Annotated in this window: 13 protein-coding genes, 1 other RNA gene and 1 pseudogene; 12 read left to right on the top strand and 3 right to left on the bottom strand. The window is 62.0% G+C overall.

What is annotated here, in order from left to right; translation table 11 throughout:
• The 3 genes and pseudogenes from MOV63_RS22860 to MOV63_RS22850 all read right to left on the bottom strand — a co-directional run.
• Nucleotides 1–488: pseudogene (locus MOV63_RS22860) on the bottom strand (hypothetical protein); the annotation flags it as partial.
• 102 nt (nt 489–590) lie between these two features.
• Complete coding sequence (locus MOV63_RS22855; protein ID WP_038543556.1) at nt 591–1,226, bottom strand: LysE family translocator; 636 nt, start codon at nt 1,224–1,226, stop codon at nt 591–593.
• Nucleotides 1,227–1,276: 50 nt separating this feature from the next.
• Complete coding sequence (locus MOV63_RS22850) at nt 1,277–2,488, bottom strand: pyrophosphate--fructose-6-phosphate 1-phosphotransferase (RefSeq protein WP_247037126.1); 1,212 nt, start codon at nt 2,486–2,488, stop codon at nt 1,277–1,279.
• Nucleotides 2,489–2,814: 326 nt separating this feature from the next.
• Between MOV63_RS22850 and MOV63_RS22845 the strand changes: the two genes are divergently transcribed.
• The 12 genes from MOV63_RS22845 (at nt 2,815) to mraY (ending at nt 15,133) form a co-directional block, all read left to right on the top strand.
• Nucleotides 2,815–3,564, top strand: coding sequence for a DnaJ family molecular chaperone (locus tag MOV63_RS22845; RefSeq protein WP_247037124.1), 750 nt, complete (start codon nt 2,815–2,817; stop codon nt 3,562–3,564).
• Nucleotides 3,561–4,322, top strand: coding sequence for an N-acetylmuramoyl-L-alanine amidase (locus MOV63_RS22840; protein WP_247037121.1), 762 nt, complete (start codon nt 3,561–3,563; stop codon nt 4,320–4,322). Before MOV63_RS22845 ends, MOV63_RS22840 begins: the two co-directional genes overlap by 4 nt.
• A gap of 242 nt (nt 4,323–4,564) precedes the next feature.
• Nucleotides 4,565–5,161, top strand: coding sequence for a lytic transglycosylase domain-containing protein (locus MOV63_RS22835; RefSeq protein ID WP_247037119.1), 597 nt, complete (start codon nt 4,565–4,567; stop codon nt 5,159–5,161).
• 67 nt (nt 5,162–5,228) lie between these two features.
• On the top strand, nt 5,229–6,419 hold the full coding sequence (locus MOV63_RS22830) for an FAD-dependent oxidoreductase (RefSeq protein WP_247037117.1): 1,191 nt from the start codon (nt 5,229–5,231) through the stop codon (nt 6,417–6,419).
• Nucleotides 6,420–6,489: 70 nt separating this feature from the next.
• Nucleotides 6,490–6,924, top strand: an RNA gene (rnpB, locus tag MOV63_RS22825) — RNase P RNA component class A.
• A 447-nt stretch (nt 6,925–7,371) separates the two neighbouring features.
• The gene (mraZ, locus tag MOV63_RS22820; RefSeq protein WP_247037132.1) at nt 7,372–7,806 is read left to right on the top strand and encodes a division/cell wall cluster transcriptional repressor MraZ; all 435 of its coding nucleotides are present in this window, start codon (nt 7,372–7,374) and stop codon (nt 7,804–7,806) included.
• Nucleotides 7,807–7,820: 14 nt separating this feature from the next.
• Nucleotides 7,821–8,846 (top strand): 16S rRNA (cytosine(1402)-N(4))-methyltransferase RsmH, encoded by a 1,026-nt coding sequence (rsmH, locus tag MOV63_RS22815; RefSeq protein WP_247037115.1) that lies wholly within the window; start codon nt 7,821–7,823, stop codon nt 8,844–8,846.
• A gap of 3 nt (nt 8,847–8,849) precedes the next feature.
• Entirely contained in the window at nt 8,850–9,311 is a 462-nt protein-coding gene (locus MOV63_RS22810) for a hypothetical protein (RefSeq protein ID WP_247037106.1), read from the top strand.
• Nucleotides 9,311–11,053, top strand: a complete 1,743-nt coding sequence (locus MOV63_RS22805; protein ID WP_247037104.1) for a penicillin-binding protein 2 — start codon at nt 9,311–9,313, stop codon at nt 11,051–11,053. The genes MOV63_RS22810 and MOV63_RS22805 overlap by 1 nt, the downstream gene beginning before the upstream one ends.
• 59 nt (nt 11,054–11,112) lie before the next feature.
• The gene (locus tag MOV63_RS22800; RefSeq protein ID WP_247037102.1) at nt 11,113–12,573 is read left to right on the top strand and encodes a UDP-N-acetylmuramoyl-L-alanyl-D-glutamate--2,6-diaminopimelate ligase; all 1,461 of its coding nucleotides are present in this window, start codon (nt 11,113–11,115) and stop codon (nt 12,571–12,573) included.
• Nucleotides 12,570–14,000, top strand: coding sequence for a UDP-N-acetylmuramoylalanyl-D-glutamyl-2,6-diaminopimelate--D-alanyl-D-alanine ligase (locus MOV63_RS22795; RefSeq protein WP_038543542.1), 1,431 nt, complete (start codon nt 12,570–12,572; stop codon nt 13,998–14,000). Before MOV63_RS22800 ends, MOV63_RS22795 begins: the two co-directional genes overlap by 4 nt.
• Before the next feature lie 29 nt (nt 14,001–14,029).
• Nucleotides 14,030–15,133: a phospho-N-acetylmuramoyl-pentapeptide-transferase gene (gene mraY, locus MOV63_RS22790; protein WP_038543541.1), complete on the top strand. Its 1,104-nt coding sequence runs from the start codon at nt 14,030–14,032 to the stop codon at nt 15,131–15,133.
• Nucleotides 15,134–15,136 lie beyond the last annotated feature (3 nt).

Raw genomic sequence — 15,136 nt, 5'->3', positions numbered from 1 at the left:
CTCGCCGGCTGGGAGGACGCTAGGATAGTCGAGGTAGTGCGGGCCAAGGGCGGTGGCATCATCGCCGGTCCGGGCGCCGGTGCAAAAGCGACGAGCGGGGCCATGGTGGGCGCTGCCATCGCGGCCGACTGAACGGACATCGCATCGACGGCTGCAGGCGTCGGAACGGGAAGTCTTGCGGTCTTGGCGAGTGCCACGGTCGGCTGGGTGTCGGCTACCTGGACGGTGGAGGCAAGCTGGACGCCCGGAGGGATCGTCTGGCCTGCAACCTGAACCGGCCCGTAGACCGGCAGATCGGCTTTATGCGTCGTCGTCTGGCCATCCGCGGAAGCTGTCTGAACAGGTCCTGTCGCCTGGCCGTTGATCGGGGCAACCGACTGCGTCGATGCAAGCTTTTGCTCGCGTTCGACGCTCGAACATCCGGTGAGAGCCGAAGAAACGGCGCACGCCACAACCGTCCCGCGGCCGAGGAATCGGATTATCGCCATTGGGTCGCTTTCATGAAAAAATGGTTACCCCAGTCCGCCCAAACGCCACCAAAAGAGCATTTCCATTAACCTATTGGGTGGCGTCCGGCAAGACGGCGAGCGTCAAGCGGCGATCCGGCGATAACCGGCGGTCACCGCACGCCGTGAAATGAAGCGCGTCTGGGGTTTGCGCGAGGCGGCATTGAGGTTTGCGGGGCGCCGTCTGCGGGCGAGCACGCGGCGCGGAAAAAGCACGTGAATTCCGGCTCCAAGTGCTGCGCAAACGAGGAAGGTCGCCTGCATTTCGAGAAGCTGGGGCAGGAGCGACCGGTCGGGATCGACGAACTGTGTGAGCACGGCTGCAAGAACGATGGCATAACGCGCCTGGAAGGCGGATTTGCCGAACAGGCATCCAAAGATTCGCGCTGCCCGACACTCGGGAAGATTGTCATTGTCGGCGATGGGGCCGGAGATTCGCGGATCCTGGTAGGACCAGAGCACGTAGAGCATCAGGTAGCCCAGCCCCGCCCAGGAGATTACGTCGACGAGCTTCGGCAGATAGACGGCGACCAGGGCCATGGGGATCATTGCCACGATCAGGGCGGCCGACATTCCGACGGCAAGTCCCGGAACCGTGGCGATCGCCGTGCGGCGACCGCGCTGGAGCGAGAAGCTGGCGGTGAGACAAGCAAGGGGGCTTGGAAGGAGGGCGAGAAATATCGCGGTCGCAGCAAAAGCGAGCCAGATGTCAGCCGTCATTCCATTTCCTCCCGGACGCCCGTTGAGCGGCGCCCGCTAATTTTCTTGTCTCAAGCCGTTTCGAAGGGCTGGCCGATATGGTCCATCACTTCGCCGAACCATTTTGCCGTCAGATCGAAATGTTTTCCACCCTTGATTCTGGGAAATTCGATCGTGCGCAGTTTTCCACCCTGATCCTCGTCGTGGCCGGTGACGCCGGAAACCTTGTTCAGCGCGCTTTCGACCGCGAGATCGACCATGCCCTGGATGAGGCGCAGGTCGCCGCCGTTTGCCGGTGCCGAACGGGCGAAATAGCCGGACTTCTGCACCATCGAGCGATCGGCTCCGATCAGCGCTGCGAACTGCTTCTGGAACCAGCCGCCGACATTGATCGTGTCTATCTTAACATGGCCGAACGCGTCGCGCTTGATCGCTTCGCCTGCCGCTTCCCGTTCGGCGACGATCGTATCGAGGCCGGCACCTTCCGAAACGAACAAGGTCACGAAACCGCGCTGGTCCATGACGTCCTTGAGGCGTGCGGCCTCCTTGTCGAGGTCGAAGGCCATCTCCGGCAGGTAGACACCATCGATGTTCTTCATAGCGCTGTTCATCATGAAGCCCTCGACATATTCGTTGCCTTTGGTCTTTTGAATATAGGCCCGTGCGGTCGCGGCGGTAAGCCAGCCGCAGTGGCGTCCCATCACTTCGTGAATCACAAATGTGCGAGGAGCGGCACTCTGCTCGTTCGAAACGTTGTCGAAGAAAGAGGCACCGACTTCGGCGGCCGTCCAGGCGCCGAGCGACTGGCGGATCGGCACGATGTCGTTGTCGACGGTCTTCGGCAGGCCGACGACGGTGAGGTCGTAGCCGTTGGCGCCGAGATAGGCGGCAAGGTCGGCGGCCGTCGTGTTGGTGTCGTCGCCGCCGATCGTGTGAAGAATGGTGATTCCATCGGCGGCCAGCCGCTCGGCGGCGACGCGAAGCGGGTTCTCGCCTTCCTTGACGAGGCCGCGCTTGACGCAGTCTGCGGCATTGGTGAGCTTGACGCGGCTGTTGCCGATCGGCGAGCCGCCGTAGCGGTGCAGCAGATGCGCCTTTTCGCGCATGTCCCTGGTGATTCCGATGCGGTCGCCGAGCAGAACGCCTTGATAACCGGAGCGGTAGGCGACCATCTCGATATCAGGCGCGACGTCGTTGTAGCGCTCGATCAGGCCGCCGACGGCGGAAGACAGACAGGGCGCGAGGCCCCCTGCGGTCAGCATTGCTACTTTCTGTTTGGCCATCGATCCTCCTTCACGCGCATGCTCGCGTACAGTTCAAAACCGCTGAATGGATGCGACAGAGACAAGCGCCTGTAAAGTGAATTTCTCAAGAAAAACCGCAGCTTCGACTTCGTGGCGCAGAAGAGGCTAATATAATCGATTCAACTCTTACGGCACTCAAGCCTCGCCTGTGGAAAACAGATCTGCGGGCCTCGTCAATTGTCCCGGAGTACAGGGTCACCTGTCTGTGAGCGCCAGTGATTGTTCGGAAAACATGAACATAGTTTAATCTAAGACGGGCCGTCCGTCGTCTTGCAATCGCGCCTGCAATCTGGTCCACTATTCTGATGATCTGGGATTTTGCCTGCCTTCAGTTTTCTTCTCTATGGGAACGGCTTCTCGGCGCCATGGGCGACGCAGCCGGGAACGCGCTCGGCCGCGTCATTGAGGCGATCCGCACGGTATTCGAGGGTGATCCGGAAACGCGCCGGCAGGTGTCTTTCTCGGTTGCCATCATCGCGCTGTCGGCCAAGATGGCGAAGGCCGACGGTATCGTCAGCGAGGCCGAGGTCAAGGCCTTTCAGCAGATATTCGATTTTCCCGACGAGGAAGCCCGCAACGTCGCACGCCTCTATAACCTCGCGCGCCAGGACGTTGCAGGTTATGAAGCCTATGCGACCAAGCTCGCCGGATTGTGCAGCCCCGGTGCCGGCAAGGCTGACAATTGCCCGATGCTGGAAAATGTCGTGGACGGCCTGTTCCATATCGCCAAGGCGGATGGGCTGGTGCATGAGGCGGAACTTGCTTTCCTGTCCCGCATCGCCGAAATCTTTCGCATCGACGAGGGGCATTTCCGCCGCATCATGGCGCGGCACGTGCATCTCGAGGGCCGGGATCCCTATCTGGTGCTCGGCGTTTCGCCGGAAGACGATTTCGCCAAGATCCGCAAGCAGTACCGCTCTCTTGTCTCCGAACATCATCCCGACCGGCTGATCGCCCGCGGTGTTCCGGCTTCGCTGCATGCCGCCGCCAACGAGCGAATGGCGGCACTCAACGCCGCCTATGCGGCGATCGAGAAAGAGCGCCGCGCCGCATGACACCGTTTACCGCCGATTATGCCGGCGCGACGGTAAAGCCTTCTCCCAACCACGGCGACCGTGCCGGCGGTCGCCGGCCCGACATGATCATCCTGCACTATACGGGCATGCCGAGCGGCGATAAGGCGCTCTCCTGGCTCTGCAGCGAAGAGAGCCAGGTCTCCAGCCATTATTTCGTCCACGAGGACGGGTGCGTGGTGCAGCTCGTGCCGGAGGATCGTCGGGCCTGGCATGCCGGCAAGAGCTCCTGGGCCGGCGAGACCGACATCAATTCCTGTTCGATCGGTATCGAGATCGCCAATCCGGGCCATCCCGGAGGCCTGCCGGCCTATCCATCCGCGCAGGTCGAAGCCGTCGTCGAATTGTGTCGCGATTGCGGCGAGAGATGGCAAATCCGGCCGGAACGGGTGCTCGGACACTCCGATGTCGCCCCGATCCGCAAGGTCGACCCGGGCGAAAATTTCCCCTGGGAAAAGTTGTACCTCGAGGGGATCGGCCATTGGATCGATCCAACGCAGATCAGCGGCGGACGGTTTTTCCAGTTCGGGGAGAGTGGCCAGCCCATCGAGGCCTTGCAGTCGATGCTGTCGCTCTATGGCTACGGAATTGAAATCACGGGCACTTTCTGCGAGCGGACGAAGGGCGTGGTCGAGGCTTTCCAGCGGCACTTCCGGCCGCAGCTCGTCGATGGAATCGCCGATTTCTCGACGATCGACACTTTGCATCGGCTGCTCAAGTCCTTGCCAAAATTCAATTGACGCCGAGCGCCGTGGCGGTCGTTTGAACCGGCGAAAAACCGCAAAAATCAGCCGTGCCACATCATCTCCTTATTAGCCCGGTCTAAAGGACCCGCTAACGGCAGCCGCCATGTTGGACGGGGGTTGCAGAGATAAACGACCAGGATCGTTCAGACATCGCGCCGTCAATCCGGCGACGCGCTGAGAGGGTGTTTGCGTAACGGCACCCACGGTTCCTGTTGGTCCGGAGACACTTCACCTAAATGAATACAATGATTGTTGCTGCCGCGGCGGGCCTTGCCATGCTGGTCGCGGGAACCGAACTCGTGCGCGCTGAGGACGACGCCGTCACCACCTATACCAAGCCGCTGATCATTCCATGGGAAACGCGCGAAACCGGTTTTGCCGCGCCCACTGACGAAGCCAAGCGACTGGTTCGGCAGCTTCATTATTCCCAGCTGATCTCGAAATATGCGGACGAATATGATGTTCCGGAGGAGATCGCGCTGGCCGTGGTGCAGATCGAGAGCAATTTCCGGCCGACCGTCAAGGGCAGTGCCGGCGAGATCGGGCTGATGCAGATCAAGCCGGCAACGGCAAGGCTGATGGGCTATGAAGGCCCCGACTACGGCCTCTACGATCCCGAGACGAATATCCGCTACGGTATGAAGTACCTGGCCGGCGCGCATGAACTCGGCGGCGGCAAGATCTGCGGCACCATCCTCAAATACAATGCCGGCCATGGCGCCAAGCGCATGAACCCGGTTTCGAAGCGTTATTGCAACCGGGTCCAGGCGGTGATCGAGACCGCTGAACAGACGGCCGAACACACTGCGTCGCTTTCGCCTGTGGCATTTTGATTCCGAAAACGGCTAGAAGTGCTTCGAACAGAAGACATTTCGGCCGGTGGAATCGAAAGGCGAGGGCATGACGGAACGGTTCAGATTTATCGTGATCGGGAGGGGCATGATGGGCGCTGCGGCGGCCCGCTACCTCTCGAAATGGACCGACGGTATTGCGTTGGTCGGTCCCGGTGAGCCGGCGGACTACGGGCGCCATGAAGGCGTCTTTGCCAGCCACTACGACGAGGCGCGCATCACCCGGACGATCGATCCCGATCCCGTGTGGGCGCGCCTCGCCAATCGTTCGATCGAACGTTACGGCGAGATTGCCCGTGAAAGCGGCGTGGATTTCTATTCCCAATCGGGCTGCCTGCTGGTCGGTCCGAAGCGTGGCGACGGCCCGTCCTACGTCGCAAACGTCCTCGACGCGGCAGACAAGCTCGGCGTTGCGACCGAGACGCTGTCGGATGCGGACCTTGCTGGGCGATTCGGCCTCTTCTCATTCCCGAAGGAGAGCGAGGGTGTCTGGGAGCCGAGGAAGGCCGGGCACATCAATCCGCGCCGGCTGGTGAAGGCCCAGGCTCTGATCGCCGAGCGCCAGGGTACGGCAATCATTCCTGAAACGGTTTCCTCGGTGCGCCAGGATGGCGATCAGGTCACCGTCACCACCAGCGAGGGCAACAGCTATCTTGCTGAAAAAGTGCTGGTCGCAGCCGGAGGTTTTTCGATCAACGAACGGCTGCTCGGCGCACGTCTCGATCTGAGCGTCTATGCCCGCACCGTCGCCTTCTTCGAGGTCGACGAGGCCGCGATGGATGTCTGGGGCAGGGTGCCTTCGCTGATCTGGAAATGGCGCGAGGGCGAGGACGGCATCTATCTCCTGCCGCCGGTGCGTTATCCCGACGGCAAGATCTATCTGAAGATCGGCGGCGATCCGGACGACCTGCTGCTGCCGACGGAGCCGGACATCCGCGCCTGGTTCCGCTCGGGCGGGCGGGCGAGCACGCGCGCCCGGCTTGCCGAGATCATGACGCGGCTGATGCCGGATCTCGATCTCTCGCGCTCGTCGATGGCGGCCTGCGTCACCTCGTTCACGCCAACCGGATATCCGGCAATCGCCATGACCGATGCCTCCCGAATCGGCATCCTCAGCGGCGGCTGCGGGGCGGCGGCCAAGAGTTCCGACGAGATCGGCCGGCTCGGCGCCGAATTGATCTTCCATGGGGAAATCCGGGACGACGCCTATTCGGCGAATTTCCGCGCCGATTATCTCTGAACGGATTATCTCCGGCCTGATTACTTCCAGCCTATGGCTTTCGCTCGGCATCTCGGTTATGTGACCGCTGCCAGTTGGCCGGGCAGCCGCGCTTTACCAATGCCGAAAGGCGGTAGGGTGAGGAAAGTCCGGGCTCCACGGAAACACGGTGCCGGATAACGTCCGGCGGGGGCGACCCTAGGGAAAGTGCCACAGAAAGGAAACCGCCCCGCTTGCTGTACCGCTTTCGACAAAGCGGCAGAGCTAGCGGGGTAAGGGTGAAAGGGTGGGGTAAGAGCCCACCGCGCTTCTGGTAACAGCGGCGGCAAGGTAAACCCCACCGGGAGCAAGACCGAATAGGGATGACACGGGCCACGTGAAAACGCGGCTACAGCCTGTTTCCGGGCCAGTCATCCGGGTGGGTTGCGTGAGGCGGCATGCAAATGTCGTCCCAGATGAATGGCTGCCACGTTCCGGTGCTTGCATCGGAGCCATACAGAACCCGGCTTACAGGCCAACTGGCGTTTACCTCCTCTCGCGGTGCGATTCGGTCTACACCTTTCGGGGTATAGACACCCGTGCGCCCACTTTTTGCGGCGCAGCGTTTATATCAGGAATTTCGAAAGCTCCTTTGTTTGTCGGAGCTTAACGAGGGTCGAAAATCCACTTGTCGGAAACTGCCGAGGCGGTTTCTTCACGCCCTCCGATAACCCTTTGTTAAACTTAACAGCTTATAAATAAATCCTGCTTGGGAGTGGCTAGCGGGGCTTCTCCCATTGACGCCCATATGGTCCCATGGTATCCCAAAATCGCACTGCACAAGGGCGAATGAGCGCCCGCCAATCCCTGAGTTTCGGTCGTCCTACGGCCGGGCGGTTATCCGCCCATCCGGGCGGCGAAGCTGTGTTTGGTGCTGTGTCAACGGGTGGACGGACTTGCGTCCTGAACCATAACGAGGCGGATGTTTGGCGTGATGAGCCGCTTCCTGTCGAATGCGACGAACAGGATCGATGCGAAGGGACGGGTCTCCGTTCCGGCGAGTTTTCGTTCGGTCCTTTCGGAGCGCGGGATCCAGGAGCTTTATTGCCTTCAGGATTTCACCTATCCGGCGATCAGCGTCGGCGGGCCGGATCTGCTCGATCGTTACGAGCGGCAGATCGCCTCCGTCGACCCGTTTTCGCCGGAAGCGAACCGGATGTCGCTGCTCGTTCACGGTGGCGGCCTCTTCATGAGGCTCGATGCGGAGGGCCGGCTGATGGTCACGGATTTCATCCGCGACTTCACAGGAATCAGCTCGGACATTACCTTCGTTGGGCGCTCGGATCATTTTCAACTTTGGCAGCCGCAGGCGTTCCACGAGGCGCAAGCGGCGGCGAGAGAGGGGCGCTTCGGTTCGCGTCCCGCGTAAGACAGGGGAACGGAATGGCGGCGAATCCAGGCGACGGAACAGCGGAGCCCGAAGGCGGACCGGTTCGTCACATTCCGGTTCTTCTGAAAGAAGTTCTCGAGGCACTCGAGCCTCGAGCCGGCAAGATTATTCTCGATGGTACGTTCGGGGCCGGCGGTTATACATCAGCGATCCTTGCGGCGGATGCCGAAGTGATCGCGCTCGATCGCGACCCGAATGCGATTGCTGCCGGCAAGGCGCTCGTCGATGCTCACAAGGGCCGCCTCCATCTCATTCAGTCGCAGTTCTCCCACCTTGCCGATCATGCGCCGGAAGGCGGGCTCGATGGCGTTGTGCTCGATATCGGCGTCTCCTCCATGCAGATCGACGAGGCCGAGCGCGGTTTCTCCTTCCAGCGCAACGGGCCGCTCGACATGCGCATGTCGGCGAGCGGCGTCTCGGCGGCGGATGTCGTCAACCGCGCCAAGGTCGGCGATCTCACCCGCATCTTTGGTTTCCTTGGCGAGGAAAAGCAGTCGGGCCGCATCGCGCGTGCTATCGAAAAGCGTCGCCTGACCGAGCCGTTCACCACTACGCGCGAGCTTGCCAACCTCATCGAAACCGTCAACCCGCGCAAGGCCAAGGACAAGATCCATCCGGCGACGCGCGTCTTTCAGGCGCTGCGGGTCTTCGTCAATGACGAGCTCGGCGAGCTAGCCCAGGCGCTGTTTGCGGCCGAGCGGGCGCTGAAGCCCGGCGGCCGGCTGGTCGTCGTCACCTTCCATTCGCTCGAAGACCGGATCGTCAAGCAGTTCTTCGCTGATCGTTCCGGCAAGGCCTCCGGTTCGCGCCACCTGCCGATGGTCGAGGCCAAGCCTGCGATTTTCGAACCCCTTGGCAAGTCGATGATCTCGGCGAGCGACGAGGAGGCGGAGTTGAACCCGCGCGCTCGGTCCGCAAAGCTTCGCGCCGGTGTGCGGACGGAAGCCGCGCCTCGGGCGGCCGACATATCCATTTTCGATCTGCCCGATCTCGCCAGCCTCGCAAAGATGGGAGCCTGATACATGCTGCGTAGCTTCGATCTTGTTCTGATCGGCGTCATGACGGCAGCGGCCGTCGTCACCTATTCGATCAAGCACCGCGCCGACGAGAAGCTCAGCGAGGTTCGCCGGCTCGAGTCGGAAATCAAGCTGGAGAAGGATACGATCGATCTCCTGAAAGCGGACTGGGCCCTGCTGACCCAGCCGAACCGCCTGCACCGGCTGATCAACGTCTACAATACCGAGCTGGCGCTCGCCCCGACCGAAACGACGCAGCTTGCGATGCCGAAGGAACTGCCGATGCCGAGGGCTCGGCTTCCGCAGCCCGAGACCACCATTGAGGATATCATCGCCGGCAAGAACAGCGAGGTTGCCGCAGCCCTGAAGGGTGTTGCCGCCGCCAAGGCCAAGCCCGCTCCTAAAATTCCCGTGCCCCTGCGGCGCGGTCCCGTCGAAGTCATTTCAACAGGATCGGTGAAACGCTGATGTCTTTCCTGTCCCGCATCATGATCGTCAAGAGCCGCGCACATTTTTCGTCCGGCAGCCGTGGCCGCGGCTCTGAAAAGGCGTCCTTCGAGGGAACCCGCAAGCGCAAGTCTGCCCAGGCGAAAAACCGCGTCGGTTTGCTGATCGCGGGTTTCGCGGTCTTCTACTGCATCGTCGGCGGCCGCCTGATGCAATATGGCGTGGCGAAGCCGCTGACGACCTCGAGCATCCTGCCGGCAGATCGGCTGCTGGCGTCGCGTCCCGACCTTGTCGATCGCAACGGCGCGGTTCTGGCGACCGACATCCGCACGGTTTCGTTGTTTGCCGAACCCAACAAGATCATCGATGCCGACGAGGTGATCGAGAAGCTCGCGACGGTCCTGAACGACCTCGACGTCAAGGGTACCTATTCGAAGCTGACCTCGAATTCGCGTTTCCAGTGGCTGCGCCGCCAGCTGACCCCGAAGCAGCAGAGCCAGATCCTGGCGCTCGGCATTCCGGGCATCGGTTTCCGGCCCGAAAAGCGTCGTTTCTATCCGGGCGGCCCGACCGCTGCGCATGTCGTCGGCTACGTCAATATCGACAATCGCGGCGTCGCCGGCATGGAGCGCTATGTCGACAATCAGGGACTTGCCGATCTCGCAGCAGTTGGCATGACGTCCAATCAGCCGCTGGAGCCGGTCAAGCTGTCCATCGACCTGCGCGTCCAGTCGATCGTCCGCGACGTGGTGACCGAAGCGATCAGCAAGTATAGCTCGATCGGCGCTGGCGCGGTCGTCCTCGACGTACATACCGGCGAGGTGCTCGCCATGGCGTCCGCGCCCGATTTCGATCCCAACAATCCGGCCGAAGGCGGCGAGCAGGGCTGGTTCAACCGCGTGTCGAACGGCACGTTCGAAATGGGCTCCACCTTCAAGTCCTTCACGATCGCCATGGGTCTCGATTCCGGCAAGGTCAACCTTCAGAGCACGTTCGACGCCCGGTTCCCGATCCGCATCGGCGGTTTCACCATCAAGGATTTCCACGGCAAGGGGCGCATACTGAGCGTTCCGGAAATTTTTCAGTTTTCGTCGAATATCGGTACCGCCAAGATCGCCGACACGGTCGGCATCGAAGGCCACAAGGACTTCCTGACCAAGCTCGGCCTGCTGACGAAAATGCGCACCGAGCTTCCGGAAGTCGCTTATCCGAGCCAGCCGCGCGAATGGAAGAAGATCAATTCGGTCACCATTTCCTTCGGCCACGGTGTCTCGACGACGCCTTTGCAGACGGCGGTTGCCGGTGCGGCGCTGGTCAACGGAGGCAAGTTGGTCGAGCCGACCTTCCTGCCGCGTACCCGCGCGGAGGCCGACAAGGTCGCCACCCAGGTGATGAAGCCGACGACCAGCAAGGACATGCGCTTCCTGTTCGAATGGAACGGCGTCAATGGCTCGGGCAGAAACGCACGTGTGGCGGGCTTCAACGTCGGCGGCAAGACGGGCACGGCGGACAAGGTCGTCAACGGGCGTTACGTCCACGACAAGAACTTCAACGCGTTCCTCGCCGCATTTCCGATGGACAATCCGCAATATGTCGTCCTGACGTTCTGCGACGAGCCCAAGACCGAGAAAGGCAACGGTGCAGCTCTTGCGGCAACCTCGGCTGCTCCCATGGTCAAGGAGATCATCACCCGCACGGCGCCCATTCTGGGAGTGAAGCCGAAATTCGGCAATGACGGTTCTGCCCTGCTTGTGTCTTATTGAGCGATAACAACTTGAGCGGACGATTCGAGGGGACGACGCTCAGAATGGACAATCAACCGATGAAGTTGCGAGAACTTGCCGGACGGGATTTCCCGGAAATAGCCGAGTTGATGGCCGGGCCGGCAGGCGATCTCGACGTGACCGGCCTTACTTCCGACAGCCGCAAGGTAACCTCCGGCATGCTGTTTGCCGCATTCGCTGGCACCAAGGCGGACGGGTCTCGTTATATCGGCGATGCCGCCGCCCGCGGCGCGGTCGCGGCGATTGCCGGCCATACGGCGGACGCGGGCATTCCAATCCTTGCCGTTTCCAATCCGCGCCGGCTGCTGGCACTCGCGGCCGCCCGTTTCTACGGTGCGCAGCCGGAAACCATGGTTGCCGTCACGGGCACCGCCGGCAAGACCTCCGTCGCCTCCTTCACCCGCCAGATCTGGGCGCATGCCGGCCATGCCGCGGCTCAGATCGGCACGACCGGCGTCGTTTCGCCCACCCGCAACGACTACGGAACGCTGACCACGCCGGATCCGGTCGAGCTGCAGAAGCTGCTGGCGGAACTGGCTGCCGAAGGCGTTACCCATGCCGCCATAGAAGCTTCCAGCCATGGCCTAGACCAGAGCCGGATCGACGGCGTGCGTCTTTCCGCCGCCGGCTTTACCAATCTCGGCCGCGACCATATGGACTACCATCCGACCGTCGAGAGCTACATGGCCGCCAAGATGCGGCTTTTCGATACGCTGATGCCGAAGGGCTCGCCCGTCGTCATCTTCGCCGACGATCCCTGGTCGGAGGAGGCGATGCGGGTCGCGACGGTGGCCGACCTGGATGTTCGCACGGTCGGTCGTCGGGGTGATTATCTCTGCCTGAAGCGGGTCGAGCATTTCCGTCACAAGCAGACGGCCGAAATTCACGTCGGCGAGCAGATTTTCGAAGTCGATATTCCGCTCGCTGGTGATTTCCAGGTGTCGAACGCGCTGGTCGCGGCGGGGCTTGCCATGTCGACCGGGGTTCCGGCCGCCGTTGCCATGGCCGCCCTTGAAAAGCTGGTCGGCGCCTCGGGTCGTCTCGAACTGGTCGGCCAGACAAAGGACGGCGCACTCGCCTACGTGGATTATGCCCACAAACCGGACGCACTGGAAAACGTGCTGGCATCCGTCCGCCCCTTCACGACCGGCCGCGTCATCGTGGTGTTCGGCTGCGGCGGCGACCGCGACAAGGGCAAGCGGCCGATCATGGGCGACGTGGCGACGCGGCTTGCCGATATCGTCATCGTCACCGACGACAATCCGCGTTCCGAGATTCCCGAAGTGATCCGCTCCGAGATCATGGCGGCCGCTCCGGGCGCCGTCGAGATCGGTGACCGGGCCAATGCGATCCGCGAGGCGGTTGGCATGCTGCAGTCGGGCGACACATTGATTGTTGCGGGCAAGGGCCATGAGGAAGGCCAGACGATCGGCGCCACGGTCCTGCCGTTCTCCGATCACGTCGAAGTCCGCAAGGCATTGCAGGAGCTGAAATCGTGAACTGGCTATGGACCTCCGAGGATTTGACCGCTGCCATGGGCGGCCGCCCGATCGGTTCGCTTCCGACGGGCATTACCGGCATTTCGATCGACAGCCGTTCGATTGGACCGGGAGAAGCCTTCTTCGCCATCAGGGGCGACCGCGTCGACGGCCATGATTATGCAAGCCTCGCGGTCGCCAACGGTGCGACGCTGATCGTCGTCAACGAATCGAAATTGCCGGCGCTCGGCAAGCTGAGCGTGCCGATGATCGTCGTCGAAGACGTGCTTGCGGCGCTTGGGAAACTGGCGCTTGTTGCGCGTGCGCGCAGCCGGGCACGCATCGTCGCCATCACCGGTTCGGTCGGCAAGACGACGACCAAAGAAATGCTGCGCCACGCACTTGTACCGTCCGGCAAGGTGCATGCGGCCGTCGCCTCCTTCAACAACCACTGGGGCGTGCCGCTGACGCTCGCCCGCATGCCTGCCGATTGCGACTTCGGCGTCTTCGAGATCGGCATGAACCATCCGGACGAGATCCGCCCGCTGGTGAAGATGGTGCGCCCACATGTGGCGATGATCACCACGATCGCCGCGGCCCATCTCGGCCATTTCAAGAATCTCGAGGAGATTGCCGCCGCCAAGGCCGAGATCTTTGAAGGTCTGGAGCCCGGCGGTTCGGCGATCCTCAATCGCGACATCAAGCAGTTCGGCTTTCTTCAGAAAAAGGCGCAGGAGGCGGGTGTCTCGCACATCCACACTTTCGGCCAGCATGCCAAGGCGGATTTCCGGCTGGCGGACTTTGAAGGCAACGGGGAAAACTCGGTCGTCTGGGCGGTGCTGAACGGCGAGACGTCGGAAGTCCATATCGGCGCCCCCGGCCGGCATATCGCCGAAAACGCCATGGCGGTTCTCGGCGCTTGCCTGCTGGTCGGCGCGGACATGGCCGGCGCCATGGCGGCGCTTGCGGCGCTGAAGCCGGTCAAGGGCAGGGGCGAACGCCACCGCCTCGGCATCGGCGAAGGCCATCTGACGCTGATCGACGAGAGCTACAACGCCAACCCTGCCTCGATGCGGGCGGCAATCGCACTTCTCGCATCCGCGACGCCGGACCTGACCGGCCGGCGGATCGCGGTGCTCGGCGACATGCTGGAAATGGGTGAATTCTCCGCCAAGGTGCATGAGGAACTGGCGGGTCCGCTGCTCGCCGCCGGTATCGAACATGTCTGGCTGGCGGGTGCGGAAATGGCAGCGCTGCGCGATGCGCTGCCCGATAGCGTCGACGTGCAATATTACGAAAAGACTGCGGACCTTGCCGAATTCGTGGTGCGCTCGGTGATCCCGGGCGACGTGGTGATGGTGAAATCTTCGCTTGGCATCGGTTTCGGCAAGATCGTCGCCGCGCTTATTGACAACTACCCGGCATTCTCCGACACGGAGCGCCACTAATTGAGACGGGCTTCTGGAAAGGGCGCTGAATGCTGATCTGGCTTGTAGAACTGGCGGACAAAGTCCAATTTTTCAACCTGTTCCGGTACATCACCTTCAGGACGGGTGCAGCTCTGTTCACGTCTGCGCTGATCGTCTTCCTGTTCGGACCGATGATCATTGCATCGCTCCGCCTGCGCCAGGGCAAGGGACAGCCGATCCGCGCCGATGGGCCGCAGACCCATTTCAAGAAGGCCGGCACGCCGACCATGGGTGGACTGATGATTCTCGCCGGCATCGTCGGCGGATCGCTGCTGTGGGCCGATCTTTCGAACGTCTACGTGGTGGCGACCCTGCTCGTCACGCTGGGTTTCGGCGCAATCGGCTTTTATGACGACTATCTGAAAGTCACCAAGCAGACCGACAAGGGGTTTTCCGGCAAGGCGCGTCTCGGCATCGAGTTCGTGATCGCCGGGATCGCCGTCTTCTTCATGATGCGGGTGGCGCTCGCGACCGGTCAGTCGGGCAATCCGACGCTCGGCACCTCGGTCGCCTTCCCGTTCTTCAAGGACCTGTTCATCAATCTCGGCATCTTTTTCGTCCTGTTCGGCGGTTTCGTCATCGTTGCCGCCGGCAATGCGGTGAACCTGACAGACGGACTTGATGGGCTGGCGATCGGGCCTGTCATGATCGCCGCGGCCTCGTTCGGCGTCATTGCCTATCTTGCCGGTAACTCGGTGTTTGCGGGATATCTGCAGATCAATTTCGTGCCCGGCACCGGTGAGCTTGCCGTCATTCTGGGAGCGGTGATCGGGGCGGGTCTCGGCTTTCTCTGGTTCAACGCGCCGCCGGCGGCCATCTTCATGGGCGATACCGGATCGCTGGCGCTCGGCGGCCTGATCGGCTCCGTTGCCGTCGCCACCAAGCACGAGATCGTCATGGCGATCATCGGCGGCCTGTTCGTGATGGAGACGCTGTCGGTGATCATCCAGGTCGGCTTCTTCAAGATGACCGGCCGGCGCGTCTTCCTGATGGCGCCGATCCACCACCATTTCGAAAAGCTCGGCTGGACGGAAAGCCAGGTGGTGATCCGCTTCTGGATCATCGCGGTCGGCCTTGCCATGCTCGGCCTTTCGACGCTCAAGCTGCGGTGATAG

The organism is Neorhizobium sp. SHOUNA12A, assembly GCF_023006505.1.
Taxonomy (GTDB): Bacteria; Pseudomonadota; Alphaproteobacteria; order Rhizobiales; family Rhizobiaceae; genus Neorhizobium.
Note: the sequence above shows the minus strand (reverse complement) of the source record. Positions and strands in the feature narration are given on the sequence as shown.

What these genes read in the sequence shown, in the direction of transcription:
- MOV63_RS22855 (WP_038543556.1), bottom strand. Translation starts at nt 1,226, where the DNA reads ATGACGGCTGACATCTGGCTCGCTTTTGCTGCGACCGCGATATTTCTC.
- MOV63_RS22850 (WP_247037126.1), bottom strand. Translation starts at nt 2,488, where the DNA reads ATGGCCAAACAGAAAGTAGCAATGCTGACCGCAGGGGGCCTCGCGCCC.
- MOV63_RS22845 (WP_247037124.1), top strand. Translation starts at nt 2,815, where the DNA reads ATGATCTGGGATTTTGCCTGCCTTCAGTTTTCTTCTCTATGGGAACGG.
- MOV63_RS22840 (WP_247037121.1), top strand. Translation starts at nt 3,561, where the DNA reads ATGACACCGTTTACCGCCGATTATGCCGGCGCGACGGTAAAGCCTTCT.
- MOV63_RS22835 (WP_247037119.1), top strand. Translation starts at nt 4,565, where the DNA reads ATGAATACAATGATTGTTGCTGCCGCGGCGGGCCTTGCCATGCTGGTC.
- MOV63_RS22830 (WP_247037117.1), top strand. Translation starts at nt 5,229, where the DNA reads ATGACGGAACGGTTCAGATTTATCGTGATCGGGAGGGGCATGATGGGC.
- mraZ (WP_247037132.1), top strand. Translation starts at nt 7,372, where the DNA reads ATGAGCCGCTTCCTGTCGAATGCGACGAACAGGATCGATGCGAAGGGA.
- rsmH (WP_247037115.1), top strand. Translation starts at nt 7,821, where the DNA reads ATGGCGGCGAATCCAGGCGACGGAACAGCGGAGCCCGAAGGCGGACCG.
- MOV63_RS22810 (WP_247037106.1), top strand. Translation starts at nt 8,850, where the DNA reads ATGCTGCGTAGCTTCGATCTTGTTCTGATCGGCGTCATGACGGCAGCG.
- MOV63_RS22805 (WP_247037104.1), top strand. Translation starts at nt 9,311, where the DNA reads ATGTCTTTCCTGTCCCGCATCATGATCGTCAAGAGCCGCGCACATTTT.
- MOV63_RS22800 (WP_247037102.1), top strand. Translation starts at nt 11,113, where the DNA reads ATGAAGTTGCGAGAACTTGCCGGACGGGATTTCCCGGAAATAGCCGAG.
- mraY (WP_038543541.1), top strand. Translation starts at nt 14,030, where the DNA reads ATGCTGATCTGGCTTGTAGAACTGGCGGACAAAGTCCAATTTTTCAAC.